Raw genomic sequence first — 26,755 nt, forward strand, 5'->3', positions numbered from 1 at the left:
GTGGAAGCGGCGGGAACAACTGACGGCGCGACCGCCGCTCACCGGTCTGCATGGAGGGTCACGGGTAGTGACTCCAGGCGCCAGGTGCCCGGATCTAGCGCACGCCGCGGTGCGGCGGCCGGCGTCAGGCCGGGAAAGCGGCGCAGGAGAGCGGTGAGCGCGAGCTCGGTCTGCACGCGTGCGGGTGCGGCGCCCAGGCAGAAGTGCGGGCCGTGGGCGAAGCCGAGGTGGGCGGCGGGGACGCGCCGGAGGTCGAGCCGGTCGGGATCGGTGAAGACACGTGGGTCGCGATTGGCTCCGGCGAGTGCGGCGGTGACGGGGTCGCCCTCGCGGATCAGCGTGCCGTACAGCTCGACGTCCTCGCGGGCGTACCGGGGTATGGACAGCAGTTGCGGGCCGCACCATCGCGTCAGTTCCTCGACAGCGCCCGGCATCAGCTCCGGCTCGGCGCGGAGCGCGGCGAGCTGGCCGGGATGGGCGAACAGGGCCGCCACGGCGTTGGCGATGAGGTTCGCCGGTGTCTGCCCGGCCAGGACGAGGTGCCAGACCAGGGTGACCAGCTCGGTGTCGCTGAGCCGGTCGCCGCCTTCGACGCGTACGAGGTCGGAAATCAGGTCGTCGCCGGGCTCGGCCCTGCGGCGCGCGACCGCCTCCTTGGCGCCTTCCATGATTTCCGGGATGGCAGCGGCGAACGCCTCACCGGAGCCCGCCGCGATCGCGGCGCCGTACTTCCGCCAGCGCGGCCGGTCCTGCTCGGGGATGCCGACCAGCTCACAGATCACCTCGATCGTCAGCGGCCGGGCGAAGTCACGGACCAGATCGACCTCGCCGCCGGGCAGGGCGTCCAGCAGCTTCTCGACGATCGGCTCGATCCGGGGCCGGAACTCCCCGGCGCGGCGGGCGGTGAACGCCGGTGACACCAGCCCGCGAAGCCGTGCGTGCTCCGGCCCGTCCATCTCCTGCATCGTCCGCATGTACGGCACGCAGCCGGCCGGGACGTCGGGCCGCATGTAACTGGCGGCGCTGAGCGCGAACCGCGGGTCGCCGAGCATCGCCCGCGCCCCTTCGTACCGAGTGAGCACCCACATCGTGCCGAGCCCGGGCACCGGCATCCGCGCCAGTGGCCCGCGCTCCCTGGCCTGTCCGTACGCGGTGACGGGATCGCGCACCACCTCGATGTCGGCGAGGTCGATCTCGGGCACGCTCTGCCTCGCAGCGGTCATGAGCAGTCTCCAGATGTTCGCATCATATGATCTCATCATCTGAATGGTGAAGATATCTTGGCTCCGGCTGGGCGGCAACCGGGGAGGACGGATGGGGCGACTCACGAGGACGGAGGCACAGGCGCGCAACCGCGCCAAGGTGCTGGCCGCGGCCAGGGAGGAGTTCATCGAGCGCGGCTTCCGCGAGGCGAAGATCGACGGCATCGCGGACCGCGCCGAGCTCACCCGCGGCGCGGTGTACTCCAACTTCCCCGGTAAGCGCGCCCTCTACTTCGCCGTGCTGGCCGAGGACGCCGAACACCTTTCCGGGCCCGCGTACCCGGGCCGTTCCCCCCGTGAGGCTCTCGGGGCACTCGCCCGTGCGTGGCTGGCCCGGCTGCCCCTCGCCACCGCCGAGCGGCCTGACTCCGCCCGGCTCGGCATGGACCTGATGCCCGAGGTCGCCGCCGACGAGCGGACCCGGCAGGCGTTCGACCAGCTCATGAAGCTGGAGGCGACGCTGCTCGGGCTCGCCCTCGAACGACTGGACGCCACACGCGGGCGCATGGTGCGCGTCGCGGAGACCGTGCTCACGACGCTGCAGGGCGCGAGCGCCCTGGCCGCCGCCGCGCCCGGCTTCGTCGAACCGTTCAACGTCGTCAGCGCCTGCGGGCGGCTCGCGGATCTCGAGCTGGACGACGGATGGCCGCCGCCGCATCTCGCGTACGTCGCGCCGGCGCGGCAGGTGGACGAGCCGTGGTCCCCGGCGGACGCGGTGGACGCGGTACGCGGTGAGCCTGTGCGGCTCGACGGCGATGGAGTGGTGGCGGTCCTGGGGCCGCACCGGTTCGAGGCCGCGGAGGAGGCCGCACGGGGAGTGTCACCCGGCGAGACGGCCACGGTGGTGCTGGTCAGCGGCGACCCCGGCGAACTCGCGCCGCTCGCGCGACTGGCCGTCGCCGAGCTGTGCGGCTGCCTGCGCCAGGCGTTCCCGACGGAGGCATGGCCGCGCCTGCGGGTGGTACACGACGAGTCGGGCACCATCGCCGCGGCGTGCGGTGTGCCCGCGGTCCATGACGGAACCGAGACCGCCGTACGCGTCCACGCGGGCCGGATCGTCGCCCGCGCCGACGGCCGCGGCGCCCTTCACGCAGCCGGGTCGGCCGCATCGGCCGGGTCGGCCGGGTCGCCTGCACGGGAGCACCTCATCTAGGGCCTCATCCGAAGTCTCCGTCCGTTAGCGAGCGGCGTCCAAGCGGCGCGTCGCAAGGCGGAGGAGGGAGTCGACCTGGTGTGGGGCGGCGACCGACGACAACGCGGCGAGGCGCCGTTTGGCCCCCGCGCCGTTTGGGCCCCCGCGCCGTTTGGGCCCCCGCGCCGTTTGGGCCCCGCGCCGTTTGGGCCCCCCGCCGTCTGGAGCCCACCCACCTGGAGCCCACCCACCTGGAGCCCACCCGCCCGGGGGTGCCATCCCACTCTCATTGTCCAGCGGGAACAGCGACGGGCGAAAGTAGAGCGGGGTTCTGTGGATAACCCCGGGGTGTCACCGCCCAGTCGCCGCCTGGGCGGCGCCACACGGCAGCAGCATGACTTTGAGACAGGCCCTGGGCCCGTCTCAAAGTCCCTGCCGCGCGACGCTGAGAAAAGCCCTGGCAGACGCCGCCCGGCGCCGCGACACCTCGCCGGCGGAGCCGTGCGGGTGACGGCACGGACCGTCAGTTGCCCGCCATCTTGCCGCCGTCGATCGTGATCGTCTGGCCCGTGATGTATCCCGACCGGCCGGAGCCGAGGAAGACGATGAGGTCGGCCGCCTCCTCAGGAGTGCCCGGCCGACCCTGCGGGATCGTGGCCGCGAACGCGGCCTTGTTCTCCTCACTCCCCATGACGCGGTCGTGCATCGCGGTCTCGATCGCGCCGAGGGTCACCGCGTTGACGCGTACGCCCGCACGTGCCGCCTCCAGCGCCGCCGACCTGGTCAGGCCGACGACCGCATGCTTGCTGGCCACGTAGAGCGGTCCGATCGGGGCGCCCATCAGACCGTAGATCGAGCTGACGTTGATGATGCTGCCGCTCCCCTGGGCCGCCATCGCCCGGAGCTGGTACTTGATGCCCATCAGCGTTCCGAGGACGTTGGTCTCGAAGGCGAGATCGAAGTCCTCCTTCGTCACCTCCACGATCGGCTTGAGCTCCCCCTCGGTGCCGGCGTTGTTGACGGCGACGTCAACGCGGCCGAAGCGCTCCACCGTACGGTCGACCAGGTTCTTCAGCTCCTCCTCGTAACGCACGTCGGCGCGGACGAACTCCGCCTCGGTGCCCAGTGACTTCAGCTCGGCCGCCAGGGACTCACCGGCCTCCTGGCGCCGTCCGGAGACCACGACCTTGGCCCCCTCCTTCGCGAAGGCGACGGCGGTCGCGCGGCCTACGCCGGTCAGGGCTCCGGTGATGAGAACAACGGGACTGGTCATGACGGCTCCTCTTTATGGGATGTACGTCCCATAAGCTATGCAGGCGCATTATGGGCTGTCAATCCCATTTTATGGAGTAAGGTGAGCCCATGAGCGACGAGGTGCGCCTGACGCCGAAGGGCCGCGCGACAAGGCAGCGGATCATCGAGGCCGCCGCCGACCTGATCTTCGAGCGCGGCGTCGCGCGGACGAGCATCGAGGACGTACGCAAGGCCGCCGGGGTGAGCGGCTCCCAGATGACGCACTACTTCACGGACAAGCGGAGCCTGATCCGGGCCGTGATCGCCTGGCAGGCGGACACCGTGGTGGAGCTGCACCGGCAGCCCGCGCTGGACGAGCTGGCCACCTTCGACGCGCTGTACCTGTGGGCCGAGATCAACGTCCAGAGACAGCTCGAGGCGCACTGCGCGGGCGGCTGCAGGTTCGGGTCGCTGGCAGGCGAGCTGGCCGAGCACGACGGCGACACCCGCACCGACCTGGCCAGGGGTTTCGAGCGCTGGGAGGAACTGTTCCGGCACGGACTCCACACGATGCGCGACCGCGGCGACCTACGCGCGGACGCGGACCCGGACGAGCTCGCCCTCGGTCTGCTGACGGCGCTGCAGGGCGGCATGCTGATGACACAGACCAAGCGCGACGTCGCCCCACTGGTGGCCGTACTCAACGGCATGCTCGCCCACGTCCGCTCGTTCGCGACGGACGAGGCGATACGCACCGCCGACACGCACATCACCGTCGCGTCGGCCCCGGCCGCCTGACGGCCCGCACCACGAAGCCTCTCCGAGACCGCGCGGCGTCCAGGCCATGGCCGCACGCCGGGCGTAAGTCTCGCGTGCCCGCGCGAACGCAGGCCTGAGACCTGACGTCCGCGCGCTCCCAGCCGCGACCCACGCCGACAGACGCAGAACGCGAGCCGGCAGCGATCGCGGCACCCGTCTGGGGCGAAATGCCGCCCCCGGTACGGCGACGTCGGCAGCCTCCCCCGAGGGCGCTGCCCATACCGGCCGCCGAGCCCTCCACCGAGCCAGGCACGCCGCAAGCCGCAGCCAGGCGACGCCGGTCTCGAACGAACCACCCGCTCAGGACCAAGCCCGACATTGACAACCATTACCAGTAACAGTGATTATGGGAACGGTTTTCATTGTCCATCAAGGTGATCGAGGAGATACGTTGCGCATCCGAACCGCGCGGCTGGCCGCCCCAGCGTTCGCCGGCCTGCTGGCGACCGTGACCGCCTGTGGCGATTCCAGCTCGGCGAGCGACACGAGCGGTGAACAGCTGAAGATCGTGGCGACCACCACGCAGGTCGCCGACTTCGCCCGCAATATCGGGGGCGACAGGGTCCAGGTCACCCAGATTCTCAAGCCGAACGTCGACCCGCACGACTACGAGCCCTCCCCCGCCGACGTCCAGGCCATCGCCCAGGCCGACGTGGTGGTGGAGAGCGGCGTTCACCTGGAGAAGTGGCTGGACCAGACGATCAGCTCCTCCGGCTTCCACGGCACCCTGGTCGACTCCAGCAAGGGCGTGGCCGTACGCCAGGGCAACGGCACCGACGAGGAGGCCGCCGGCGACCCCCACATCTGGCACAACCCCAAGAACGCCGAGATCATGAGCCGCAACATCGCCGCCGCCCTCGATGCCAAGGACGCGACCGACAAGTCCACCTTCGACGCGAACCTCACCGCCTACACCGGCAAGCTCGACCAGCTCGACACCTGGATCACCCAGCGGATCGACACGCTGCCCGCCGCGCAGCGCAAGCTCGTCACCAACCACGACGCGTTCGGCTACTACGTCGACCGCTACCACCTGACGTTCGTCGGCTCGATCATCCCGAGCTTCGACACCTCCGCCGAGCTGTCCGGCAAGCAGCTGTCCACTCTCGTCGCGAAGATCAAGGAGACCGGCGTCAAGGCGATCTTCTCCGAGTCCTCGCTGCCGCCCAAGACCGCCGAGGCGATCGGCAAGGAGGCCGGCGTCAAGGTCGAGGCCGGAGAGAACTCCCTGTACGGCGACACGCTCGGCCCCGCGGGCTCGGCCGGCGCGACCTACCTCGACATGGAGCGTCACAACACGACCACCATCGTCGACGCACTGAAGGACTGAACGTGGAGAACGAGCCCGCGCTCGACCTGGACGAGGTCGGCGTCGCGTACGGCCCGGCGCTCGCGCTGGAGAACATCAACGGCATGGTCGCCCCCGGCGAGGCCGTCGCCCTGATCGGCCCTAACGGTGCCGGCAAGTCCACCCTCATCAAGGCGATCCTCGGTCTGCTACCCCTCGCCGAGGGCCGGATCACCGTGCTCGGGCACACCCCCGCGGCGGCCCGGCGCGAGGTCGCGTACGTACCGCAGGCCGACACGCTCGACCCGGAGTTCCCGATCTCGGTCGGCCAGGTGGTGCTGATGGGCCGGTACCGGCGGATCGGCTGGCTGCGCCGCCCGCGTGCCGCCGACCGCGCGGCGGCGGCGCGAGCGCTGGAGCAGGTCGGCCTCGGGGACCGGGCGAAGCACCGGTTCGGCACGCTGTCCGGCGGGCAGCGCCAGCGGGTGCTGCTGGCCCGCGCCATCGCGGCCGAGCCACGGCTCCTGCTGCTGGACGAGCCGTTCAACGGAGTCGACGCCGTCAGCGAGCAGGCTCTGCTGGCCGCGATCGCGGCGCTCAAGAAGGAGGGCGCTGCGGTCGTGGTCGCCACGCACGACCTCGCCCTGGCCCACCTCGCCTGCGAGGAGGTGTGCCTGCTCAACCGCCGGCAGTACGGCTTCGGGCCCGCCGGGACCACGCTCACGCCGGAGCGGCTACGCGCCACCTACGGCGGGCACGCCCTCGAGCTGCGGGGCGACCGCGTCATCGTCGCCCACTCCTAAGGCTGCGTACCAGAGCCCATGTACCAGATCTTCGTCGAACCGTTCACCTTCCCGTTCATGGCCCGCGCGCTGGTCGAACTGCTCGTGCTCGGCGCGCTGGCCGGGACGGTCGGGGTGCTGATCCTGCTGCGCCGGCTGGCGTTCATGACCGACGCTCTGACCCACACGGTCTTCCCCGGGGTCGTCGTCGGGTACCTGCTGACCGGCGAGGGCGGCATCTTCTGGGGTGCGCTCGCGGCCGGGATACTGACCGCCGTACTCCTGACCCTGCTCACCCGGCATCGCTCGGTCACCGAGGACACCGCGCTCGCGGTGCTGCTCACGACGTTCTTCGCGATCGGCGTCGTCCTCGTCTCGCGCGAGTCCGGCTACACCACCGACCTGACGGCCTTCCTGTTCGGCCGGATCCTGACCGTCACCGGGACGCAGCTGACGCAGACATTCGCGGTGACCGTCCTGGTCATCGCCGCGCTGGTGCTCCTGCGGCGGCCACTGATGTCGCGCACCTTCGACCCGCGGGGCGCCGAGGCGGCCGGCTACCGGATCGGCCTGCTGGACCTGGCCACGAACGCCATCGTCGCCCTGGTCGTGGTCGCCTCGGTACGGGCCGTGGGCACCGTACTGGTGATCGCGCTGCTCATCGTGCCGGCCGCGGCGGCGCGTGCGGTCTCCGACCGGCTCGTCGTGATCGTGCCGGTGGCCGCCGCTCTCGGTGCGCTGGGAGGCTGGGCAGGCCTGGCGATCAGCTACGACGCCTCGCTCCATCACGGACTGCGGCTGGCCTCCGGCGGCACGGTCGTCCTCGTCCTCATCGCCCTCTACCTGGCCGCTCTCGCCGCCGCCGCGACCGTACGCCGGCTGCGTACCGTACGGAGGGCGACGTGACCGTCATCGAGCGTGCCCTCACCGAGGCCGTTCTGCTCGGCGCGGTCGGCGGGCTGGTCAGCGTGCAGATCGTGCTGCGGCGGCTGCCGTTCTTCACGCTCGCCATGACCCACGCGACGTTCCCCGGCGTGGTCCTGGCGGCCGTCGCCGGGGTCGACCTGTACGCCGGCGGCGGCCTGTTCGGCGTGCTCGTCGTGGCCGGCGTCCTGGCTCTGTCGCGGCGGCGGGAGGACACGACGACCGCGATCGGCATCGTGCTCTCGGCCGGGTTCGCGCTCGGCGTCGTACTGCTGTCCGCGCAGGAGGGGTTCTCCAAGGACCTCACCGCGTACACCGTCGGCCAGATCCTGACCGTCGGCGACGGCGACCTGGTCGCGGTGGCGCTGGCCGGTCTCGTCGTCGTCGCCCTGCTCGGTGTCGCGGGGCGGCAGCTGACCTTCCGGGCCTTCGACCCCGGCGGGTACGCCGCCGCGGGGTACCGGCCGGTTGCCGTGGACGCCGCGCTCCTTCTCACCGTGGAGGCCGTCATCGTGGTCGCCGTACCGGCCGTCGGCGCCATCCTCGCCGTCGCGATCCTCGTGGCACCCGCCGCCGTCGCCCGGCTGTGGACCCAGCGCATCCCGCTCATGACCGGCATCGCCGTGCTCACCGGGGCGGGCAGCGGCCTGGCCGGCGTCCTGGTCTCCAATGACTACAACGTCGCCGCGGGCGGTGCCATCACGGTGGCGATCGGCGTGGTGTTCGCGCTCTCCCTCGCCGCCACGACGACGTGGCGCACGCTGCGCCGGGCCGCCTGATGGGCGGGTTCGGCGGGCGGGCCGCGATGGAGCTGATCCTGGTCGGTACGGCGTGCGGCGCCCTCGGCGTTCAGGTCGTCCTGCGGCGTCTGGCGTTCTTCACCGAGACGCTCGGCCACGTGGTGTTCCTCGGCATCGTGGCCGCCACGGTCACAAGGAACTGCTCCTCGCCGCGTTCGATCCGGTGGGGGTGCGGGCGCTCGGCTATCCGGCCTGGCTGGTCTACCTTGGCCTGCCGGCGATGCTGGCGATCACGGTCGTCACGGCCGCCCCGGCGGTCGGCGCGACGTTGCCACTGGCTCTGCTCGTCGGCCCGGCCGCCACCGCCCTGCTGTGGACGCGCCGGGCCGTACCGGCCACGGTCCTCGGCGGCCTGCTCGGCGCGTTCGCGGCCGTCACCGGTCTGGAGCTGTCACTGCACTTTCGTCTCGCGGCCTCCGCGACCGTCGCGGTCGTGTGCGGAGGCCTCTTCCTCGTCACGGTCGCCGCCGCCCGTACTCGCGGCGGCGACCGGCCGGTCAGCGTTCCTCGCGGAACGTGACGTGCCGCCGGGCCACCGGGTCGTACTTGCGCAGTTCAAGGCGGTTGGGGTCGTTTCGGCGGCTCTTCCGTGTCACGTACGTGTAGCCGGTGCTCGCGGTGGAGCGGAGCTTGACGATCGGGCGAAGTGTGCTGCGGGCCATGATCTCGCCTCCCGGTGAGAATGATTTTCACCCCCATAACTACACCCCCGGGGGGTGTATTCCCCGAGCGGCCGCCTCGACGGTCTGGTCCAGCAGGACCGCGATGGTCATGGGCCCCACGCCGCCGGGGACGGGGGTGATGAGGCTCGCGCGCGTACGGGCGGCCTCGAAGTCGACGTCACCGATGTTGCCGGGGTTGTAGCCGGCGTCGACCACGACCGCCCCGGGCTTGACGTCCTCACCGCGAATGAACCTCGGCCGCCCGACGGCGGCGACCACGACGTCCGCCTGCCGCACGACGGCCGTCACGTCCCGCGTACGCGAGTGGCAGTATGTGACCGTCGCGTCCCGGCCGAGCAGCAGCATGCCGACTGGCCTGCCGAGGATCGCGCTACGGCCCACCACGACGGCGTGCCTGCCGGCCAGGTCGACGTCGTAGTGGTCCAGCAGCCGCATGATCCCGCCCGGCGTGCAGGACACGAAGCCGGGCAGCCCGAAGCTCATCGCGGCGAAGGAGGCCGTCGTGACCCCGTCGACGTCCTTTTCGGGCGCGATGGCCTCGAACGCGGCGCGCTCGTCGATGTGGGGCCCGACCGGGTGCTGAAGGAGGATGCCGTGCACCTGCGGGTCCTGGGACAGGGCGTCGACGGCCGCGACCAGCTCCGCCGTCGTGGTCGCGGCCGGCAGCGCGATGTGGCGCGAGCGGATGCCGGCCTTCTCGCACCGGGCTCGCTTCATGCGGACGTAGGTGACCGAGGCGGGGTCGTCCCCGACGAGAACGGTGGCGAGGCACGGCTGCGTGCCGGTCCGCCGGGTGAGGGCCGCGGCACGCTCGGCGGTGCGTTCGACGATCCGGCGGGCGAGGCCGGCGCCGTCCATCAGACGGGCGGTGGGTGCTGGGGACACGGGCTGCTCCTGGGCGTTCGCTGCGGATCGGCCCAGGCGCGCGGCACGTACGGAGTCGCGGAACCGCTTCCCGGTGGTGCTCCACCTCAGCGCCAGTCACGGCCCGGTGAGAACACTAGCCGCGTGACGCGGACGGGCCCGCCACAGGGAGCGTGGCGGGCCCGTCGTGCGATCCGGATCAGAAGGCTCCGACGCCGTTCGGCGTGCCGAGGCCGGTCGGGCCGTCCCAGCCGGTGCCGGCCTTGCACCACTTCGCAGTGGTGCAGGTGCCGTTGCTGCCCGACGTGACGTCGAACAGCGAGCCGGTGTGGGCGTACGGGTAGTTGTTGGTGACGCTCGCGGCGTTGGCGGCCAGACCGTACACACCGGCGACCACCGGGGCGGAGACGCTGGTGCCGCCGAAGACCAGCCAGCCGCTCTGGCCCTGGTACGACGTGCTGTCGTAGACGGCGACGCCGGTGGCCGGGTCGGCCACGGCGGAGACGTCGGCGACGGCGCGCCGGGAGCAGCCGGTGAGGCCGGACTGCCCGGACAGGGCCGTGTTGTACTGCGAGCAGCCGCTGCCCGCGCCGCTCCACGCGGTCTCCGTCCAGCCTCGGGTGCTGGTCGAGCTGCGGAGCGACGTGCCGCCGACTGCGGTCACGTAGCGGGAGGACGCCGGGTACTCCACGCCGTAGCCGGCGTCACCGGTGCTGACCGTGATGGCCTTGCCGGGGTGGTTGTAGAAGGCGCCGTAGGTCGAGTCGGAGGCGTCCGAGCCGCCGTAGCTGTTGCTGATGACGTTGGCCAGGCCCGCGGCGGTGTTCACCGCGGCGCCCAGGTCGCTGAAGTTGTTGGTCTTGGCCTCGACGAGCACGATCTTGCAGTTGGGGCACACCGCGGAGACCATGTCGACGTCGAGGGAGATCTCCTGGGCCCAGCCCGCGTCGGTCTTGGGGTAGGACGTGCCGCCGTTCTGGTCGACCTTCTTGAAGCAGCCGTTGGCGGTCGTGCAGGCGCTGAGTCCGTACTGGCTGCGGAACACGCCGAGGTCGGCCTCGGCGTTCGGGGCGTTGTAGGCGTCGACGATCGCGACGGTCTGCCCCGATCCCGCGGTGGAGGACGGCAGCTTGTAGGCACTCTGCAGGTTGGCGGGCGAGAGGCCGGACGGGGCGTTCGCCTCGGCACGCAGGGTGTGCGCGCTGTCGGCGATGTCATTGCGTACGAGCGCGGTGCAGCTCGCCCGGCCGGCCTTCGAGGTGGCGCAAGAATGGTGGAACGGGTGGGAGGCGGCGGCCGGAGCCGCCTGGGGCGCGGCCGTGGCCGCGGTGGACAGGAAGGGGACCAGGGCGAGTATCAGTCCGCCCAATATGGTCCCGGTTACGCGTCGTCGCATGGTGCTCTCCTAGGAGCGGCGGGGGTACGACGAAGCGAATCCTCACATATAACCCACTCTGGCTGAAGTACTAAATTCCACTAATGTTTCATCATGATCTACCATTTCTGTCAGACCGTAGTGGAGCGGGACACTCTGCACCGGGACGGCAGAAGACCCGGCCGCCAGGACATCAAGCCTGGTGACCGGGCCGTCATCGCCGAAATGTGACTCAGGGTCACTCGGCCGCGGACTAATGATCTTGACCTGGCGTGTCAGGGCGGCCACCGGTCTCAGGGTGGGCCCATTGCCGGCGATCCTCACAGAGAACGCAGTGCCGGGAGGAGCTCGCGCTCGGCCCAGGCGATGAAGTCGTCCTGCTGCTCGCCGCCGATCTGGACCAGCGCGATCTCATCGAATCCGGCGTCGAAGAACGGCTTGATCTTCCGCACGTGCTCATCGACGTCCGGGCCGCAGGGAAGCTGCTCGGCGACCTGGTCGGGCGTCACGAACCGCGTCGCGGACTCGAACGCGGGCGGACCGGTCAGGTCGGCGTTCACCTTCCAGCCCAGGCCGAACCACCGGAACTGCTCGTGGGCCCGCTTCACCGCGGCGTCCCTGTCGGTGTCGTAGGCGATCGCGATCTGCCCGACCCGCGGCTTGCCCTTGCCGCCCGCGGCGTCGAACATCTCCCCCAGCTCCCGCTTCGGCTCGGTGGCGATCATCAGATCCGCCTTCTCCCCGGCGACGCCGCACGACTTCTTGCCGGACACCGCGAGACCGATCGGCACACGCGTCTCCGGCAGGTCCCACAGTCTCGCCTGCTCGACGTCGAAGTGCTCACCCCGGTACGTGACGTTGCCGCCGTCGAAGAGCGCGGAGATCACGTCGACCGCCTCCGACAGCATCGCGTGGCGCACGCCGGCCATGGGCCACCGCTCGCCGACGACGTGCTCGTTGAGGTTCTCCCCCGCGCCCAGCCCGAGCCGGAAACGCCCACCGGACAGGATCTGGACCGTCGCCGCCTTCTGCGCCACCACGGCCGGGTGATAGCGCATGATCGGGCAGGTCACGAACGTCATCAGCGGTATCCGCTCGGTGGCCTGGGCGGCGGCGCCAAGGATCGACCACGCGTATCCGGAGTGCCCCTGCGACGTCAGCCAGGGCGCGTAGTGGTCGCTGATGACGGAGAAGTCGAACCCGGCCCGCTCGGCGGCCCGCACATCGCGTACGAGCTGGTCGGGCGGCGCCTGCTCACACATCATCGTGTATCCGATGGCCGTCATCCGGTCGCCTCCTTCGTACGGACGTTGCTCACGCGGCGCTACCCGCGCCCGCTCGACGCATTCGCGGAGCGGCCGGCGGCCGGCTTGAGGCGGCGCCGCCGGGATCGGATCAGGGACTGGCGCTGCTGTTCGGTGAGCCCTCCCCAGATGCCGTGCTTGATGCGGTGGTTCAGCGCGTACAGCAGGCAGTCCGACTCGACGCGGCAGCGGTCGCAGACCGACCTCGCCTGCCTGATCTGGTCGCCACCGGCGTCGCTCTCGCTGATCGGGAAGAACAGGTCGGGATCTTCGTCATGGCACGCGCCCTCGGTCATCCAGGTCTCGTGTGCCGTGTCGGCAAGGCTGGTGGTCATGACTCCATCTCAAAGGGAAGATCGCGGGCGTACCCGCGTGTGAGTGATGGGCCGGGCCCAGGCGTAGGTCGGAACCGCGGTGCGAACCTCGCGGGCGTGCGCGCCTGAGCCCGGTACGGCGCCTCAGTGCGGCGCGGTCAGGCGGGAAGGCCGTCCCCCTCGGGGGACGGCATCGCCGAGATCACGGATTCGGCCGGTCGACGTTCCCCCGCCATTCGCCCGTCTCACGACCACGTCGCTCGATGAACTCCTTGAACCGCTTGAGGTTCGTCTTGGCCTGGCGCTTGAGCAGGCCCGACTTGTCGGCGACGTTCTCGACGAACCCCTCGGGGTCGACGTCCATCTGCGTGGTGACCCGCGTGGTGTCCTCACCCGTACGGTGGAACGTGACCACGCCGGCGTGATCGGGCCCCTCGGTCGAGTGCCAGGCGACGCGTTCGTCGGGGATCTGCTCGGTGATCCGCGCGTCGAACTCACGCGTCACACCGGCCACTTTCACCCGCCAGTGCGTCATGGTCTCAGTGACCTGGCTGACCTCTTCGACGCCCTCCATGAACTCCGGAAACTCCGCGAACTGAGTCCACTGGTTGTAGGCGGTATGGATCGGTACGTTGACGTCCACGCTCTCGGTAACGCTACTCATCGCGTACCTCCACTCATCGTGTTCGGGTACATAGGTCGCGCTACCCGGGCTCAGTGGCGACAAACAAAGCACCCGTATCCGGAACAGACCAGGTCAACGGCGGCCGTACGCGAAGCCGAAGCGCACGGCGGCTCTCGCCGAGACGGCCCGTCGGTGAATCTCCTGTTAACCGTGAATAGGGCCCGAAGGCGGGGGTAGCGCCGATTGCGGACCTCGCCGGTCGGTGTCCACCGACGGCGTACGTGGCCAAGGGGTGGTAGCGATCGCAATCCGCAGTCAGAGCAACGAGACCGTCGATGCCGTACGCGAGCGGCTGTGCGCACTCTTCCCGGACGACGCCGCGGAGGTGACCCGCCAGATCACCCTCGCGGTCGCCTGCGCCGAGCATCTCAACATCAAGGTGACGCCGGAGCTCCTGGAGAACCTCGTCACCGAACACCTGCGCGCCAAGGTCGCCGCGAAGCCGCCGCGGTTCCGCATGCCTCCCGCCATCCCGCTGGGGCGTGTCTGACGGATCGCGGCCCTGGCGCGCGACGTCCGCCACGTTCTCGCCGGTCCGCGGACCGGCGAGAACGATGTCTCCAGGCCGGGTAGCACCCCGGCGTCGTGGGGAGGGAAGCGAAGGACGGCGGGGAGGCCGGATGAAGAACAGGATCATCGCCGGACTGCTGGCGGGCGGGGCCGGCACGACGGCGTTGAACGCCGTCACCTACGCCGACATGGCGTTGCGCGGTCGGCCCGCGAGCGAGATGCCCGAGCACCTGGTCGAGGCGATCACCGAGCGGGCCGGGATCGAGCCGGGCGACGAGGGGACCACACCAGGCCGCCGCCAGGGACTCGCCGGTCTCCTCGGCATCGCGACCGGCCTGGGCGTCGGCGTCGCGTACGGCCTGGCCGGCGGCGCGCACACACCGCGCAGGGCCGCGGCCGGGACCATCGCGCTGACCGTCGCCGCGTCGCTCGCCAGCGACGCCCCGGCGACCGTCGCCGGTCTCACCGACCCGCGCACGTGGACGGCCGGGGACCTGCTCGCCGACCTCGTGCCGCATCTGGCCTACGGTGCCGTCACCGCGATCACCTACGACCGGTTGACCCGCCGGCACCGCCGGGGCCTTCGTTGACGGTCTCCTCGCGGGCCGGCGAACCCGGCCGCCGCTCCTGGCCGACCTGCCACCGTCCAGTGTCTCCGGTGCCGGCTGGAGGATGCCCGGCGGCCGTCGGAGTAGTGCGCGGGAACGAGCCGGCCCGTGAGTGCGCGACGGTCGCGTCCCCGTGAGTCGTTCGTAGCTTTGACGACGTTCCGCTTGCGACCGACTTCATTGCGTAGCAGTATCTGAGTTCCCCAGACCTCCGAGATCGGCCCGGTCGAAAGAGGCGCGTGTGAAGACACCGGCGATACTGCAGGCTTTCAAGAACGACCTTCTCCCCGCGGACGCGCAGTTGCTGCAGGCGGACGACCCCGTCGAGATCGGTGGCCATCGGCTCACCGGCAGACTCAGATCCAGTGGCACGGGTGACGTCTACCTCGCACGCGGCCGTGGCGCCGGCCTTGTGGCGATCAAGACCACACACGCGGGGACCACCGAGCCGGGGCCCGTACGCGCCCGCCTGCGCGCGGAGGCCGCATGTTCGCGGCGGCTGCCCTCCTCCTGTACGACCCGGCTGCTCCATGACGGCACGGCCGAGACGCCGCCCTTTCTCGTCAGCGAACACCTGGAGGGGCCATCGCTCGAGCGGGTCATCGACGTCAAGGGACCACTCCCCGGTGCGATGGTGACGGCGCTGGCGACCGACCTCGCCCAGGCGCTCGAGACCATCCACGACGAGAAGATCGTGCATGGCAACCTCACGCCGGCCAACGTCCTCCTCACCAAGGACGGCCTGCGTGTGATCGACTTCGGTGTCGCGCAGGAGATCTCCACCTCTGACGAGCCCGCCGAGATCGGGGCGGTCGCCGACAACCCCGGCTGGCTGGCGCCCGAGTTGCTCACCGGCGGACCCCCGGAGACCTCCTGCGACATCTTCGGCTGGGGCTGCCTCGTCACCTACGCCGCCACCGGGCACACCCCGTTCGGCGGGACCGGCTCCGGCTGTACGGCCCTCGATACCGGCGCCTTAGCCGGGCACCTACGCCGCATGGTCGACGCGGCGGTGGGAGAGGACCCCGCGGGCCGCCCCAGCGCGACCGAGCTCGCGAGCCGGCTCGCCGAGCCGCCCCCGGTGGATGACACCGAGGAGCCGCATGCCGTTCCCCCCGTACGCCGCCGCAGGATCAGGACGCGCGCCGCCGTGCCGGTGCTCGCGGCGCTCGTCGGGGCTCTGATCGCGGTCCCCACCGCCACCGAGCACTCCCCCGCGCCGCCGCCCACGGCACATGCCCCGAGCTCCCCGCCCAAGAAACCGGCGCCCAAGTCCAACACGGCCGCGATGTCGCTCCAGGGCGCGCCTCCCGCCCCTCCGCCCGCGCCGAAGACCACGTCCCGGCCGCAGAGCCAGCAGCGCTCGCGCCGCGGCACCATCTGGATGAGCTGCGGCGGCTGGTGCGCGATGCCCGACCCCAAGCCCCCGGCCAAGCGCCCGCGTCCGCCCGGCTGGCGGATCACCTGGGAGCCGGGCGGCTGACCGCTCAGAGGACGATGTCGGCCAGGCGGTCGACCTCGTCGAGCCGCGCCAGGGTCGGGGTGAAGACGAGCTCGTTCATCCCGATGCCGGCGAACTCCCGGACGATGCCGCGGATCCGCTGCGGTGTACGCACGGCGCCGTCCGCGATCGTCGCGGCGTGGTCGCCGGCGAAGGCGTAGTAGCTCCGCAGGTACTCATCGGACTCGGCGGCGAGCCGGTCGTCCGTGCCGAAGTACGCCAGTCCGGCCAGCCGCGGCTCTCCGGCCCGGCCCGCCTCCTGCCACGCCTTGGCGATCCTGCCCACCATGGGCTCGGCCCGAGCGGGCCCGCCGCCTGCTCCGGTCCAGCCGGCCGCCCAGCGCACGCTCCGGCGTACGGCGCGCTCGCTGTGGCCGCCGATCAGCAGGGGGATGTCCTCACCCGGCGGGCCGACCGGCCGTCGTTCGCCGTCGAAGTCGCCGACCGGCTCACCGCGGCAGGCGCGGTGCAGATACTCCAGCTGCCGGTCGAACGCCGCGCCTCGCCCCTTGAAGTCACGCTCGGCGGCGGCGTAGTCCGACTCACGGGCGCCGACGCCCAGGCCGAGGGTCAGCCGGCCGCCGGACAGTTGCGCGACGGTCATCGCGGTCTTCGCCAGGACCGCGTCGGCGTACGTCGGCCCGAGCACGGCGTTGGTCATCAGCCCGATCCGCGTGGTCGCGCCGGCGACGGCGGCCAGGGCGGTCAGCGAGTCATAGGAGGGGTAGCCGATCCGGCCGATCGTGGAGACGAACGCGAAGCCGCGTTGCTCGGCCCGCCGCGCCCACTCCAGAACCAGCGGGCCGTTCGTCCCCGGCACGGTGTTCGGGACACCGATCCCGATCCGCATGTTCTCTCCCTTCGGAGTTCGCGCCCTCGACGCTACCCCCGAGCTCACGTTCCATCCCTCGGCATCGCCGCGACGGGTGCATCCGCCGCGTGGCGTACATTCCTTTTATTGCCATTCGTTTCCCCTTTATGGTCGGTCGGCGCGCATTAAGGGCGACCGATATTCGAGTAACTTTTCTCCGTCTACGGCGGACCATCGACTACGGGTTTGACGATCTTGTCTTACGCGTAGATAAACGTACAAACTTGCCATATGCGCAGCGCCGCGCTCAAACCGTGCTTGGGGGCTGATCGGCGTGGCAGGCTGGACGAACGAGCGCGAATGGCCGATGGATCTCGACGTCGAAGGACTGCTCGAGGAAGGGTGGCGGCCGACACCGTTCCGGCAGTTCATCCTGAAGATCCACAGTCGCTGCAACCTGGCCTGCGACTACTGCTACATGTACGAAATGGCCGATCAGGGATGGCGTCTCCAACCGCGGTACATGGCGCCGGAGACCATCGACCGGATCGCGCGGCGCATCGCCGAACACGCCCATACTCACGGCCTGGCGGAGATCGATCTGATCCTGCACGGCGGCGAGCCGCTGCTCGCCGGCCCGGACCTCATCCGCCACGCGGTGACCGCGGTTCGCTCCGCGGCCGGCGCCGGGGTGACGGTGAACACCCACGTCCAGACCAACGGGGTGCTCCTCGACCCGGAGTTCCTCCGGCTGTTCGACGAGCTGGACATACGAGTCGGCGTCAGCCTGGACGGGGACGAGCGCGGACACGACCTGCACCGGCGCCATGCCGACGGGCGGGGCAGCCACACGGAGGTGCGAGCGGGCCTGCGCCGATTGACCGCGTACCGGCGCCTGTTCGGCGGGTTGCTGAGCACGATCGACCTGCGCAACGACCCGGTCGCGACCTACGAGGCGCTGCTGGACTTCGAGCCGCCGGCGATCGACTTCCTGCTGCCGCACGGCAACTGGGACGAACCGCCGCCCGGTCTGCTCCCCCACGATCCGGCGACCCCGTACGGGGACTGGCTCGTCGCCGTGTTCGACCGCTGGTACGGCGTCCCGGTGCGGGAGACCCGCGTACGGCTGTTCGGCGAGATCATCCGGCTGCTGCTGGGCGCGGACTCCCGTACCGAGTCGGTCGGCCTGTCCCCGGTCGCGATGGCCGTCGTGGAGACCGACGGAAGCATCGAGCAGGTCGACACGCTCAAGTCCGCCTACGAGGGTGCCGCCGCCACCGGACTGCACGTCACCCGTGACGCGTTCGACGCGGTGCTGCTGCTGCCGTCGACGGCCGCGCGGCAGATCGGCGGGCGGGCGCTGTCGGCACGGTGCGGCTCCTGCGAGATACGACGGATCTGCGGTGGTGGTCTCTACGCCCATCGGTACAGGTCCGGCAGCGGCTTCGCGAACCCGTCGGTCTACTGCGACGACCTGATCCGCCTCATCACCCATATCCGCACCGTCGTCGCGCGCGACCTGGGCGATCGGCTGAACGGGAGAGGAGCTCGATGAGACGGCACTGGATACCCGGAAAGGTCTTTTCCGCCCTGGCCGCGGGAAGCGGCGGCGCGCACGCGATCGGCCACCTCCAGGCGGCCCAGTACAGCAAGCGTCTGCTCCTTCTGCGCGGCGTACGCGACGCGGCCAGGGAGGAGGGGCCGGTACGTGCCAGGAGGGCGCGGCAGGCGTTCGCGCTCCTGGCGGAGATCCAGAACGAGGCCCCGGACGCGGTCGAGGCCGTCCTGCGACACCCGGCGGTGGGCGCGTGGGCACAGGAGACCCTGCGGGGTTCCGGGGACACCGACGGGCTCACCTCACTCGCCGCCGCGGCGGTGGTGCGGGCCGGCTTCCCGCGCCCCGTGGAGGTCGCGGTACGCGGTGGCGGGGTCGTCCTGCCGTCCCTCGGCCGCGCCCTGGTCCCCGCGGCCGACGCGCCGGGCACCGCCACCGTACGGTCGGGGCCGGGCGGTGGCGAGGTGACCGCCTCCGGTGTGCGAGTGCGGATCCCCGCCGACCCGCATCGTGACGCACCCGACTGGGAGGGACTGCGGCGGCTGGAGGCCGAGTATCACGGCATGGCACTGCGGGTGCTGCTGGACGACGTCGACCCGTACCGGCTGCCCGGCGCCGAGACCGCGGCCTCGCGCCCGCGTGAGGAGGAGCTCGAGGCGTGGCGGTCGATGCTGCGCCGCGCCTGGCGGCTTCTGGTCCGCTGGCACTGGACGACGGCCGAGGAGGTCGCGGCCGCCATCACGGTCCTGACGCCGCTGACCCCACCGGAGCAGGGACTGAGAAGCGCCACCTCGACCGAGACGTTCGGCGCCATCGGCATGTCCACCCCACCGGACGAGCACGCGCTGGCGGTCAGCCTGGCGCACGAGGCCCAGCACGCGAAGCTGGGCGCCCTGGCCGACGTCGTGTCACTGACGAGGCCGGACGACGGGAGCCTGTACTACGCGCCGTGGAGAGACGATCCCCGGCCGGTCACGGGCCTGCTCCATGGCGTCTACGCCCACCTCGGGGTGGCCGGCTACTGGCGTCGCCAGCGAGTCCACGAGCGAGGCGACGCCGCGCTGCGCGCACACACGGAGTTCGCCCGCTGGCGTGACGCGTCCGTGCTCGCGGCTCACACGCTGTCGGCGAGCGGCCGGCTCACCACCGAAGGCGAGCTGTTCGTCGCCGACATGACCCGTACGCTCCAGGGCTGGTGCCGCGAGCCGGTGCCCGCGTCCGCCCTGAACCAGGCCCGCACCACGGCCGAACGCCACCGGGAACGCTGGGCGCGGCGCTGAAGCTCAGATCGGCGGCGGGTCGAAGTCGAAGTCGAGATGACGCCCGTCGAGGGCGACGACCGCGTCGGGGTGGTTGAGGCTCAGCACCCTGGCATAGGAGTCGAGGGTGCTCTCGAAGAGCCGCGTCCCCTCTTCCTCCTCACCATCCGCCCGCATGTCCGCGGACAGGTTGGCGGCACACGCCAGGGCCATCGGGTGCTCGTCGCCGAGCAGCTTGCGCAGCCGGCGGAGCGTGCCCTGCCCCAGACGCCGCGCGGACTCCAGGTCCCCGAGGGCGGCCAGGTCACTGGCCAGGTTGGTGGCCACGGTCAGGGAGTAGAGGTGGTCGCGGCCGAGTCTGGCCTCAAGTCCCGCGAGTGCGGTCTCGTTGAGGCCACGGGCACGGCTCGCCTCTCCGGTGACCCGCAGCAGGAGGGCGAGATTGCAGGCGCAGCCGTGGTAGTAAGGGTGGTCGCCCCCGTAGACCTTCTCGTAGAGGTCGAGCGCCTCTGCCGCCAGGTCGAGAGCTTTCCCGCCGTCTCCCATGCTGCGCCGGATGTTGGCCAGGCACATCGCGGACGCAAGCGAGTCGGGGTGCTCCAAGCCGAACATCCGGATGTAGCGTCCGTGGACGTCCTCGGCGATCTGCAGCGACTCCTCGTGTTTCCCGAAGCGGCGGAGGGCTATCGCCAGGTCCTTGGCCGTTCGCAGCGTCCAGGGATGCTCGGCTCCCAGCTCGTCCACTCCGAAGGAGTACGCGTCCTCTCCCACGTCGCATGACTCCCGATAGTCGCCGCACAGGCGGACGGCTCGGGCCAGACCACTCCAGGAGCTCAGGATGTTCGCCTTACCGACACCACCGCCACCTGGCCACATGTTCCTGTAGCACTTCTCGTGCAGGTCACGCGCGGCAACGTAGTCGCTGACCAGGCCGAGGTCGACGGCCAGGTTGTTCATCGCCCGTAGTGTGCGGGCGTCGTGTGCGCCGAACTCGTCCTCGTGCCGGCGGAAGGAATCCTCGTCGTGCTCGCGCGCCGCGACGAAATCACCGGTCGCCCGCAGGTCCGCACCGATGCTGTTGACGAGCTCGAGCAACTCGGCTCGATAGGCGGGTTCGGGGCTCTCGACCTGCCGCATCTGGGCGAGCAATTCCTGGTTGAGCTTGTAGGCCTCCGCGTAGCGGCCGAGTTCGCGAATGATGATGCCGCGGTTACGGCGCGCCTCCAGGACGTCTGGATCAAGCTCCCCCGACTGAGCCTTCCACTGGTCCTCGAAGATCCCGATGAACCTCTCGGCCGAGCGGTAGTCACCGGATACGTACAGGTATCTCACGAAGCCGAGAGCAAGACGGCGTATGTCGCGATCTTGGCTCTTCGCCACCTCTGACGGCTCGATATGGGCAAGAAGCTCGGAGTATCTGGTCCAGTGCGTCGTGTCATCCGGCCCCTCGGGCGTGGCACCGAGGAGCAGAACATGGACGTCGTCGCGCATGCGCAGCTGCTCCTTCGAGGACAGGCCGTCCTTCAGCAGCGCCTGAATCAGCCGGTGCACCTGGATGGTGCGTCCCTGCGTATTGATCTTCGCGAGCGCGTAGCGCCCCAGCTCCCCGATGGTCCGGCTGAGCCTGATCGGATCACCGATCAGGCTCGTCATCTCCTCGCTCAGCCCCGGTGCGGGCTGGCCGAACACGGCACGAGGAATGGGCTCCGGACCAAAGAAGGCACAACAGTGAAGCAGCGCTATCGCCTCGGGGAACTTCTCACTCAGCTTGGTCACCGAGAGTCCCCATGCGGCCGTCATCGAAACCGGATACTCGCTCGGCTTTCCCTGGGCCAGTAGTTGGCTGGTCTGCTCGCGCAGCAGCCGGAGATACTCCTCCACCGTCATACCGGTCTCGGCCTGCAGTGCGCCCGCCTGCTCGAGGGCAAGGGGAAGGTCTCCGAGCGCGTCGGCCAAATCGTCGGCGTCGGCGGGGCTCATGGTGCCCGGAACCCGCTTGTCCAAGAACTCAGTGCTCTCCTGGCGCGAGAACACATCGATCTGCACGGTGTCGACGACGCCGATCCAGCGGTTGTTGCGCGAGGTGATCAGGACATGCCCGGGGCCGTGCGGGATGAACTCACTGAGGTCCTCCGGCTGGTCGGCGTTGTCGAAAATGAGCAGCCACTTGTCGTAAGGATCGCCCAGCCGCAATTTGTTGATCACCGCACTCGCCGCGTCCTCGATGCCCGTGGCCGTGGCCGGTGGCAGGCCAAGGTGCGGAGCCAGACTCGCCAGCGTCGAACGCACGAGAATCGTCTGGTCGGAGGGGATCCACCAGATCAGGTCGTAATCGCCCCGGTATCGATGGGCGTATTCCGCCGCGGCCTGTGTCTTACCCACGCCCCCCTGGCCCTGGAACGCATGCGGTGCCTGCGACGTCTTCGACGCCTGAGGTTCTGGCGGTTTCGGCGGCACTACCGCTGTGACATCGCCGGCGATGCTCTGCCTGAGCTTGGCCAACAGGTCCTCACGGCCGGTGAAATTCATATTGCGTGGCGGGATTCTTCCCCAGACATCGGGCGTGCGACCCCCAGGACTTCCTCTGTACGCCGAAGTCGCCACGGCCCCGCCTCCGCGTCCCTATCAACCGATCTATCGTGCCGACATACTATGCTCAATTTTTGGATCATGATGGATTCGGCCTACCAGAAGTCGACCTCCAGTAGGCCGTAATTAGTCCGTCATTGACGGAAACCAACTGTCCACGTTTCCAGGCTACGCAAGGCCTGATCAGCATGGTAAAACTTGTCCACGGACTATGTACCGCACGACGGGCAGGTAGTTCGCACGGTTTGGTCAGCTTCGCGAGTGCCGGGAATGGGAATCCACTCATTCGCGAGCGCTCGACAGCCGGCACTAGGAGGGCGCATGCACGGCGAGATCCACTTCGGCGGCGAACTGATCGAACTCAGCGGACTCTCGCTGCGGGAAGTGGGCGATCTCGACGATTCCCCACTGGCTCTGGAGTTGCGTGAACTGCTCATCGGAGCCGGGAGCGGCCACGGGCTCACCGCCGGATTCCAGTCTAAAATCTGAGGCACCCGCGACTCGAAGTGCGTCACGGAAGGGACGGCATTGTGAGACCTCCGTCCTCTCTGCTGCGATTTCGGTCGACCGTCTACCTTTTCAATCACCAACCGAAATGGGCGACCGGACACCCGACGAAAGCCGGACCCCCCTCCCGGATGAATAACCGGCCTCACCCGCCTTGCTCTAGTTTCCGGTCTTCGAAGGAAGCCTTATGAGCACGGCCGAAATATCCGGACCCTATCCAGGCATTCGTCCTTTCACGGAGAACGACCAACGCCGGTTCTTCGGGCGGGACGACGCGGCCCGGGAAGTCGCGGGGCTCTGGCGCCGAAATCGGATCACCGTGCTGTACGGCGACTCCGGAGTGGGCAAGACCTCCCTGATGCGCGCCGGCGTGGTGCCGGCAATAGCACCGGCCACGGCCAACGTCCTACCGGTGGGTCGCGTGTCACGCGCGTCCGCCTTCCCTACGGCGGCGCTTCCCGAACAGAATCCCTACACGCTCGCTCTCCTGTCGTCCTGGTCACCGAGCGAGTCCCCGACACGAGTTTCCGGCATGGCGATCGGCACCTTTCTGCGACGTCAGGAGCGCCCCGACCGGTACGGCGCCCGGCTGCCCACGTTGGTCGCGATCGACCAGGCCGAACGACTCTTCCGTGACACCGACCCGGACCCCTGTACGCAGTTCTTCGACGAACTGATCGAGGCCCTCGGACGGCGGCCGGACACCCACCTGCTTCTCGCCCTCCGCGAGGATCACCTCGACGCGCTCCAGAGCGTCAAGGCGCTCAAGGACGAACCGTACGCCCAGTTCGCGTTGCCACCCCTCGATCAGCAAGGGGCACTCGAGGCCATCGAACGGCCTCTGGACGACACTGATCGCTCCTTCGCCCCAGGAGTCGCCGCCAAGATCATCGGCGACCTGCGTGGGGCCGTGGGCCCTGGCGGGGACGACGCCGCCGACACCATCGAACCCGTGCTCCTTCAGGTGATGTGCCGCCGGATGTGGGACGAACTCCCCGACGGTGTCCGGACCATCTCCCACGGCATGGTCCCCGATGTCGGGGACACCCTCAGCGCCTTCTGTTCGGAGGTCCTCGCGACGGTGGCGGCCGATCACGACAGACGGCCGGGCGACCTCCTCTCCTGGCTGCGCGGCGCCTTCCTCACCACGCCCGCCCGAGCGGCGGCGGTGCGCGAGGGACCGGACGACACGAGAAGAATGGCCAACTCCGTGGTGCACGCCATGGAGGACCAGCATCTGATCAGGGCCCGGTGGCGGGACGGGTCCCGATGGTACGAGCTGCAGCGCCCACAGCTGAGCGGTCCCATCGCGCGGCTGGAGGGAGCACGCTGGCCCATCCGTACATCGGACGCCGCGTCACAACTACGCGCCGCGGAGACCGCGCTGGCCCAAGGCGACACGGCACTCGCCCGCCGGCACGCCAAGGAAGCGGTGGAGGCCTGCGGCCCCGGGGAAATACGAGTCCGGGCGGAGGCCGAGTCCGTACTGGGCAATATCGCGCACGAAGAACGCGACCTGAAGGGCGCCACCGACCATTACCGCACGGCGACGAGCCTGTTCGAGGCGCTACAGGACACGGCGGCCGTCGGCCGCCTGCTCTCCGCCGTGGGGCGCCTGCAACTCGCTCAGGGGCAACGCGCCGAGGCGGTCGGGCAGTTGGAGGCCGCGGTGGGCCGGATGCCGAACGACCCGACGGTCCAGACTGGGCTGGGACAGGCGCTGTGGGACGCCGGGCAGCCGAAGGCCGCACTCGCGGTGCTCGACGGCGTACTGCGGCGTGACGGAGACACCCCCGAAGCGCTGAGCACGCGCGGCGAGATTCTCGCTGACCTGGGTGACGCGGAGTCGGCCTTACGCGACCTGGACCGTATCGACCGCAGGAGCCGACCTTCGGCCCGCGCGGCACGAGCCCTGGCGCTGGCGACCCTGGCCCGTGTGGACGCGGCCAGACTCGAACTCGACGACACCGTGACCAAGGCCGCCCACAGTGGCCCAGTCCTCTTCCGCGTGGCCCAGGTTCAGCGGCTCATCGGCGACATCCACGCCGCCGCCGAGCTGGCGGCCCGCGCACTCGCCGCCGAGAACCCGCCTCTCCCGCCACACCAACGTGTCGAGGCCACCCGGATATCACGCCAAATGTGACGTGCGACGCTATACCGACAGTCAATCTCCCGCATCATTACGTCATGCAGGACACCGCGCTGGTCGCGCTCTTCACCGGTGGCTCGACGGCGGTCGCCGCCGCGCTCGGCGCCGGCTGGCAGGTGCTCGGGGAGAGCCTCCGCTCGCGGCACGAGCGGCAACGGCAGAATGAAGCACGAGAGGCCGAACGCCAAGAGGCCCACGAAAGCCGGCTCCGGCGAGAGCTCGCACGTACCCGGTCCGCCGTGCTCCTGCTCGCGGTGACCGTACGCATCTGCATGGACATCCGGCGGGACCAGCACGCTCGTCTCAACGACCAGGACCTGGTGGAGATGCTGGGCCGCGCCCGGGACTGCTACTACGAGGCGAACGTGGAGATCGAGGCCCTCCGGGCACTCGCCAACGGCGGCGAGCAGGCTCTGACGGCGATCGAAGCGCTTATCTCCGTCGTCGCGGAGGCCTTTTCCCACGTACGGTCGGCGAGCAGTGAACAGGGCGACCCCGACCAGGTCGAGACGCTCATCCGCTCCGCGCTCCGCGAGGTGAGCGAGGCCGTCCGATCAGTGTGAAGGACGTGACGATCACGGCGAGCACGCCGATCAGACCGGCGATCGCGATCGCGGTCCGCCTGGCCCCGAACGCGGCGATCGCATAGCCGCCGCAGAACGTGCCGAACGGGACGGCGCCGAGCGACAGGAAGCGGTTCGCGCCGGCGACGCGTCCGAGCAGCTCGTACGGGACCGCACGAGCCTGGTAGGTGTCCAGCGCGATGTTCATGCGCGCCCCCATGTAGCCGACGCCGCCCCAGCCGAAAAGCCAGATCAGCGGGTTCGAGGACACCGCGACGAGCCCGATCAGTAAGGCCCAGCTCCAGGCGCACCTGATGGTCACCGCCATCAGGCTCTTCTCTTTCAGTTCCGCCTGGGCGTACACAGTGCCGATCACGCCGCCGAGGCCTGGGGCCGCGAGCAGGGTGCCGATCAGGATCGTGGACAGTTGCTGCTGCCTTCCCAGCACGACCAGGAGCACGACGACGGCCTGGAAGAAGAAGTTCGTGACCGTACAGACCGTGAGCGCCGTTCGGAGGAGCCGGTCCGTCCAGAGCCGGGCCAGGCCTTCCTTGAGCTCCCCGGCGAGTGCCGTGACTCCCCGGCGTCGGGTGTCCGGATCAGGCCGGAAGGGCTCGGCCCGCATGTGCTTGAGCGCTCCCACGGAGACGAAGCAGGAGACCGCGTCGACGGCGAAGGGCAGGAAGCGGCCGAAACTGTAGAGGAGGCCACCGAGCGGGCGTCCCAGCAGGAGGGCGACGTGGCTGCGGGCCTCGTTCTTGGCCACCGCGTCAGCCAGGTCCTCGGGGAGGACGATCTTCGGTATGGCACTGACCTCGGCCACGTTGTAGAACGTCATGCAGATGCCGCCGACCGCGGCGGCGATCGTCAGCAGCAGGATCGAAGGCGCGCCGGCGGCCACGGATATGGCCAGCACTATCCCGACCGTGCCGCGGAGGGACTGACTTACCAGCATGATTCGCCGTCGGTCCAGGCGATCGACCACGACCCCTGCCGGCAGCAGCAACAGCAGACCGGGCAGTGTCGCCGCGGCGGCCAACCGGCCGGCATCGATCGGCGATCCGGTCAAGGCGAGCGCGAGCAGGGGGCAGGCCACGGTGGCGCTCATGCTGCCGAGCAGCGAGACCGCCGAACCACCCCAGAGAAGCTTGAAGTCACGCTGCCAGAGGGTCTCGCGGTAAGGGGCCGGCTCAATGGCGGAGACCGTGGGGGAATGGGTCATCGACCTCGCCTCCCCG

The 26,755-nt window shown here is 70.1% G+C and carries 26 protein-coding genes, 1 pseudogene and 1 riboswitch; of the genes and pseudogenes, 16 read left to right on the top strand and 11 right to left on the bottom strand.

Annotated elements, in window-relative coordinates:
• Positions 1–38: 38 nt before the first annotated feature.
• The gene (locus tag FB559_RS11200) at positions 39–1,223 is read right to left on the bottom strand and encodes a cytochrome P450 family protein (protein WP_141955553.1); all 1,185 of its coding nucleotides are present in this window, start codon (positions 1,221–1,223) and stop codon (positions 39–41) included.
• A 91-nt stretch (positions 1,224–1,314) separates the two neighbouring features.
• On the opposite strand from FB559_RS11200, the gene FB559_RS11205 reads away from it, so the two are divergent.
• Entirely contained in the window at positions 1,315–2,415 is a 1,101-nt protein-coding gene (locus tag FB559_RS11205) for a TetR/AcrR family transcriptional regulator (protein ID WP_141955554.1), read from the top strand.
• A gap of 502 nt (positions 2,416–2,917) precedes the next feature.
• Here the strand turns inward: FB559_RS11205 and FB559_RS11210 are convergent.
• Positions 2,918–3,667 carry an SDR family NAD(P)-dependent oxidoreductase gene (locus FB559_RS11210; protein ID WP_141955555.1) on the bottom strand — a complete coding sequence of 250 codons (750 nt, stop codon included), beginning with the start codon at positions 3,665–3,667 and terminating at the stop codon, positions 2,918–2,920.
• 89 nt (positions 3,668–3,756) lie between these two features.
• Here FB559_RS11210 and FB559_RS11215 point away from each other — a divergent pair, with 89 nt between their 5' ends.
• The 7 genes and pseudogenes from FB559_RS11215 to FB559_RS46665 all read left to right on the top strand — a co-directional run bounded on the left by FB559_RS11215 (position 3,757) and on the right by FB559_RS46665 (position 8,760).
• Positions 3,757–4,425: a TetR/AcrR family transcriptional regulator gene (locus tag FB559_RS11215; RefSeq protein ID WP_141955556.1), complete on the top strand. Its 669-nt coding sequence runs from the start codon at positions 3,757–3,759 to the stop codon at positions 4,423–4,425.
• Positions 4,426–4,837: 412 nt separating this feature from the next.
• Positions 4,838–5,776 carry a metal ABC transporter substrate-binding protein gene (locus FB559_RS11220; RefSeq protein WP_246121516.1) on the top strand — a complete coding sequence of 313 codons (939 nt, stop codon included), beginning with the start codon at positions 4,838–4,840 and terminating at the stop codon, positions 5,774–5,776.
• Positions 5,777–5,778: 2 nt separating this feature from the next.
• Positions 5,779–6,537 (top strand): metal ABC transporter ATP-binding protein, encoded by a 759-nt coding sequence (locus FB559_RS11225; RefSeq protein WP_246121518.1) that lies wholly within the window; start codon positions 5,779–5,781, stop codon positions 6,535–6,537.
• An 18-nt stretch (positions 6,538–6,555) separates the two neighbouring features.
• On the top strand, positions 6,556–7,422 hold the full coding sequence (locus FB559_RS11230) for a metal ABC transporter permease (RefSeq protein ID WP_141955558.1): 867 nt from the start codon (positions 6,556–6,558) through the stop codon (positions 7,420–7,422).
• Positions 7,419–8,219, top strand: a complete 801-nt coding sequence (locus tag FB559_RS11235; RefSeq protein WP_141955559.1) for a metal ABC transporter permease — start codon at positions 7,419–7,421, stop codon at positions 8,217–8,219. The genes FB559_RS11230 and FB559_RS11235 overlap by 4 nt, the downstream gene beginning before the upstream one ends.
• 26 nt (positions 8,220–8,245) lie before the next feature.
• Positions 8,246–8,356, top strand: a pseudogene (locus tag FB559_RS46660) (metal ABC transporter permease); the annotation flags it as partial.
• Between the two features lie 23 nt (positions 8,357–8,379).
• The gene (locus tag FB559_RS46665; RefSeq protein WP_425455111.1) at positions 8,380–8,760 is read left to right on the top strand and encodes a metal ABC transporter permease; all 381 of its coding nucleotides are present in this window, start codon (positions 8,380–8,382) and stop codon (positions 8,758–8,760) included.
• Here FB559_RS46665 and rpmG read toward each other — a convergent pair.
• The 6 genes from rpmG to FB559_RS11275 form a co-directional block, all read right to left on the bottom strand.
• Complete coding sequence (gene rpmG / locus FB559_RS11250) at positions 8,738–8,902, bottom strand: 50S ribosomal protein L33 (protein WP_141955561.1); 165 nt, start codon at positions 8,900–8,902, stop codon at positions 8,738–8,740. The genes FB559_RS46665 and rpmG overlap by 23 nt on opposite strands.
• A 39-nt stretch (positions 8,903–8,941) precedes the next feature.
• Positions 8,942–9,808 (bottom strand): bifunctional 5,10-methylenetetrahydrofolate dehydrogenase/5,10-methenyltetrahydrofolate cyclohydrolase, encoded by an 867-nt coding sequence (locus FB559_RS11255; protein ID WP_281286250.1) that lies wholly within the window; start codon positions 9,806–9,808, stop codon positions 8,942–8,944.
• A gap of 23 nt (positions 9,809–9,831) precedes the next feature.
• Positions 9,832–9,918: riboswitch (ZMP/ZTP riboswitch) on the bottom strand.
• A gap of 68 nt (positions 9,919–9,986) precedes the next feature.
• The gene (locus tag FB559_RS11260) at positions 9,987–11,183 is read right to left on the bottom strand and encodes a S53 family peptidase (protein WP_141955562.1); all 1,197 of its coding nucleotides are present in this window, start codon (positions 11,181–11,183) and stop codon (positions 9,987–9,989) included.
• Positions 11,184–11,482: 299 nt separating this feature from the next.
• A complete protein-coding gene (locus FB559_RS11265) occupies positions 11,483–12,448 on the bottom strand; it encodes a TIGR03557 family F420-dependent LLM class oxidoreductase (RefSeq protein ID WP_141955563.1) in 966 nt (321 codons plus the stop codon).
• Between the two features lie 38 nt (positions 12,449–12,486).
• Entirely contained in the window at positions 12,487–12,801 is a 315-nt protein-coding gene (locus tag FB559_RS11270) for a WhiB family transcriptional regulator (protein ID WP_246121520.1), read from the bottom strand.
• Positions 12,802–12,982: 181 nt separating this feature from the next.
• Positions 12,983–13,444, bottom strand: a complete 462-nt coding sequence (locus tag FB559_RS11275; RefSeq protein ID WP_141955564.1) for an SRPBCC family protein — start codon at positions 13,442–13,444, stop codon at positions 12,983–12,985.
• A 253-nt stretch (positions 13,445–13,697) separates the two neighbouring features.
• Here FB559_RS11275 and FB559_RS11280 point away from each other — a divergent pair, with 253 nt between their 5' ends.
• The 3 genes from FB559_RS11280 (at position 13,698) to FB559_RS11290 (ending at position 16,066) form a co-directional block, all read left to right on the top strand.
• Entirely contained in the window at positions 13,698–13,955 is a 258-nt protein-coding gene (locus FB559_RS11280; protein WP_141955565.1) for a hypothetical protein, read from the top strand.
• A 130-nt stretch (positions 13,956–14,085) separates the two neighbouring features.
• The gene (locus FB559_RS11285) at positions 14,086–14,565 is read left to right on the top strand and encodes a hypothetical protein (protein WP_141955566.1); all 480 of its coding nucleotides are present in this window, start codon (positions 14,086–14,088) and stop codon (positions 14,563–14,565) included.
• Positions 14,566–14,824: 259 nt separating this feature from the next.
• Positions 14,825–16,066, top strand: a complete 1,242-nt coding sequence (locus FB559_RS11290; protein ID WP_141955567.1) for a serine/threonine-protein kinase — start codon at positions 14,825–14,827, stop codon at positions 16,064–16,066.
• Positions 16,067–16,070: 4 nt separating this feature from the next.
• Here the strand turns inward: FB559_RS11290 and FB559_RS11295 are convergent, their stop codons facing one another.
• Positions 16,071–16,934: an LLM class flavin-dependent oxidoreductase gene (locus tag FB559_RS11295; protein ID WP_141955568.1), complete on the bottom strand. Its 864-nt coding sequence runs from the start codon at positions 16,932–16,934 to the stop codon at positions 16,071–16,073.
• A 295-nt stretch (positions 16,935–17,229) separates the two neighbouring features.
• On the opposite strand from FB559_RS11295, the gene FB559_RS11300 reads away from it, so the two are divergent.
• Both FB559_RS11300 and FB559_RS11305 read left to right on the top strand, forming a co-directional pair.
• Positions 17,230–18,450, top strand: a complete 1,221-nt coding sequence (locus FB559_RS11300) for an FxsB family cyclophane-forming radical SAM/SPASM peptide maturase (RefSeq protein ID WP_342780926.1) — start codon at positions 17,230–17,232, stop codon at positions 18,448–18,450.
• Complete coding sequence (locus FB559_RS11305) at positions 18,447–19,730, top strand: HEXXH motif domain-containing protein (RefSeq protein ID WP_141955569.1); 1,284 nt, start codon at positions 18,447–18,449, stop codon at positions 19,728–19,730. Before FB559_RS11300 ends, FB559_RS11305 begins: the two co-directional genes overlap by 4 nt.
• A 3-nt stretch (positions 19,731–19,733) precedes the next feature.
• Here the strand turns inward: FB559_RS11305 and fxsT are convergent, their stop codons facing one another.
• Entirely contained in the window at positions 19,734–22,313 is a 2,580-nt protein-coding gene (fxsT, locus tag FB559_RS11310) for an FxSxx-COOH system tetratricopeptide repeat protein (RefSeq protein WP_281286251.1), read from the bottom strand.
• 306 nt (positions 22,314–22,619) lie between these two features.
• Here fxsT and FB559_RS43790 point away from each other — a divergent pair, with 306 nt between their 5' ends.
• From FB559_RS43790 to FB559_RS11320, 3 genes are all read left to right on the top strand, one after another.
• Positions 22,620–22,787: a hypothetical protein gene (locus FB559_RS43790; RefSeq protein WP_185792150.1), complete on the top strand. Its 168-nt coding sequence runs from the start codon at positions 22,620–22,622 to the stop codon at positions 22,785–22,787.
• Positions 22,788–22,992: 205 nt separating this feature from the next.
• Positions 22,993–24,948, top strand: a complete 1,956-nt coding sequence (locus FB559_RS11315; protein ID WP_141955571.1) for an nSTAND1 domain-containing NTPase — start codon at positions 22,993–22,995, stop codon at positions 24,946–24,948.
• Between the two features lie 44 nt (positions 24,949–24,992).
• A complete protein-coding gene (locus tag FB559_RS11320) occupies positions 24,993–25,517 on the top strand; it encodes a hypothetical protein (RefSeq protein WP_141955572.1) in 525 nt (174 codons plus the stop codon).
• Here FB559_RS11320 and FB559_RS11325 read toward each other — a convergent pair.
• Complete coding sequence (locus FB559_RS11325; protein WP_141955573.1) at positions 25,468–26,739, bottom strand: MFS transporter; 1,272 nt, start codon at positions 26,737–26,739, stop codon at positions 25,468–25,470. The genes FB559_RS11320 and FB559_RS11325 overlap by 50 nt on opposite strands.
• Positions 26,740–26,755 lie beyond the last annotated feature (16 nt).

Origin of the sequence: Actinoallomurus bryophytorum (assembly GCF_006716425.1) — a bacterium.
Lineage (GTDB): Bacteria > Actinomycetota > Actinomycetes > Streptosporangiales > Streptosporangiaceae > Actinoallomurus > Actinoallomurus bryophytorum.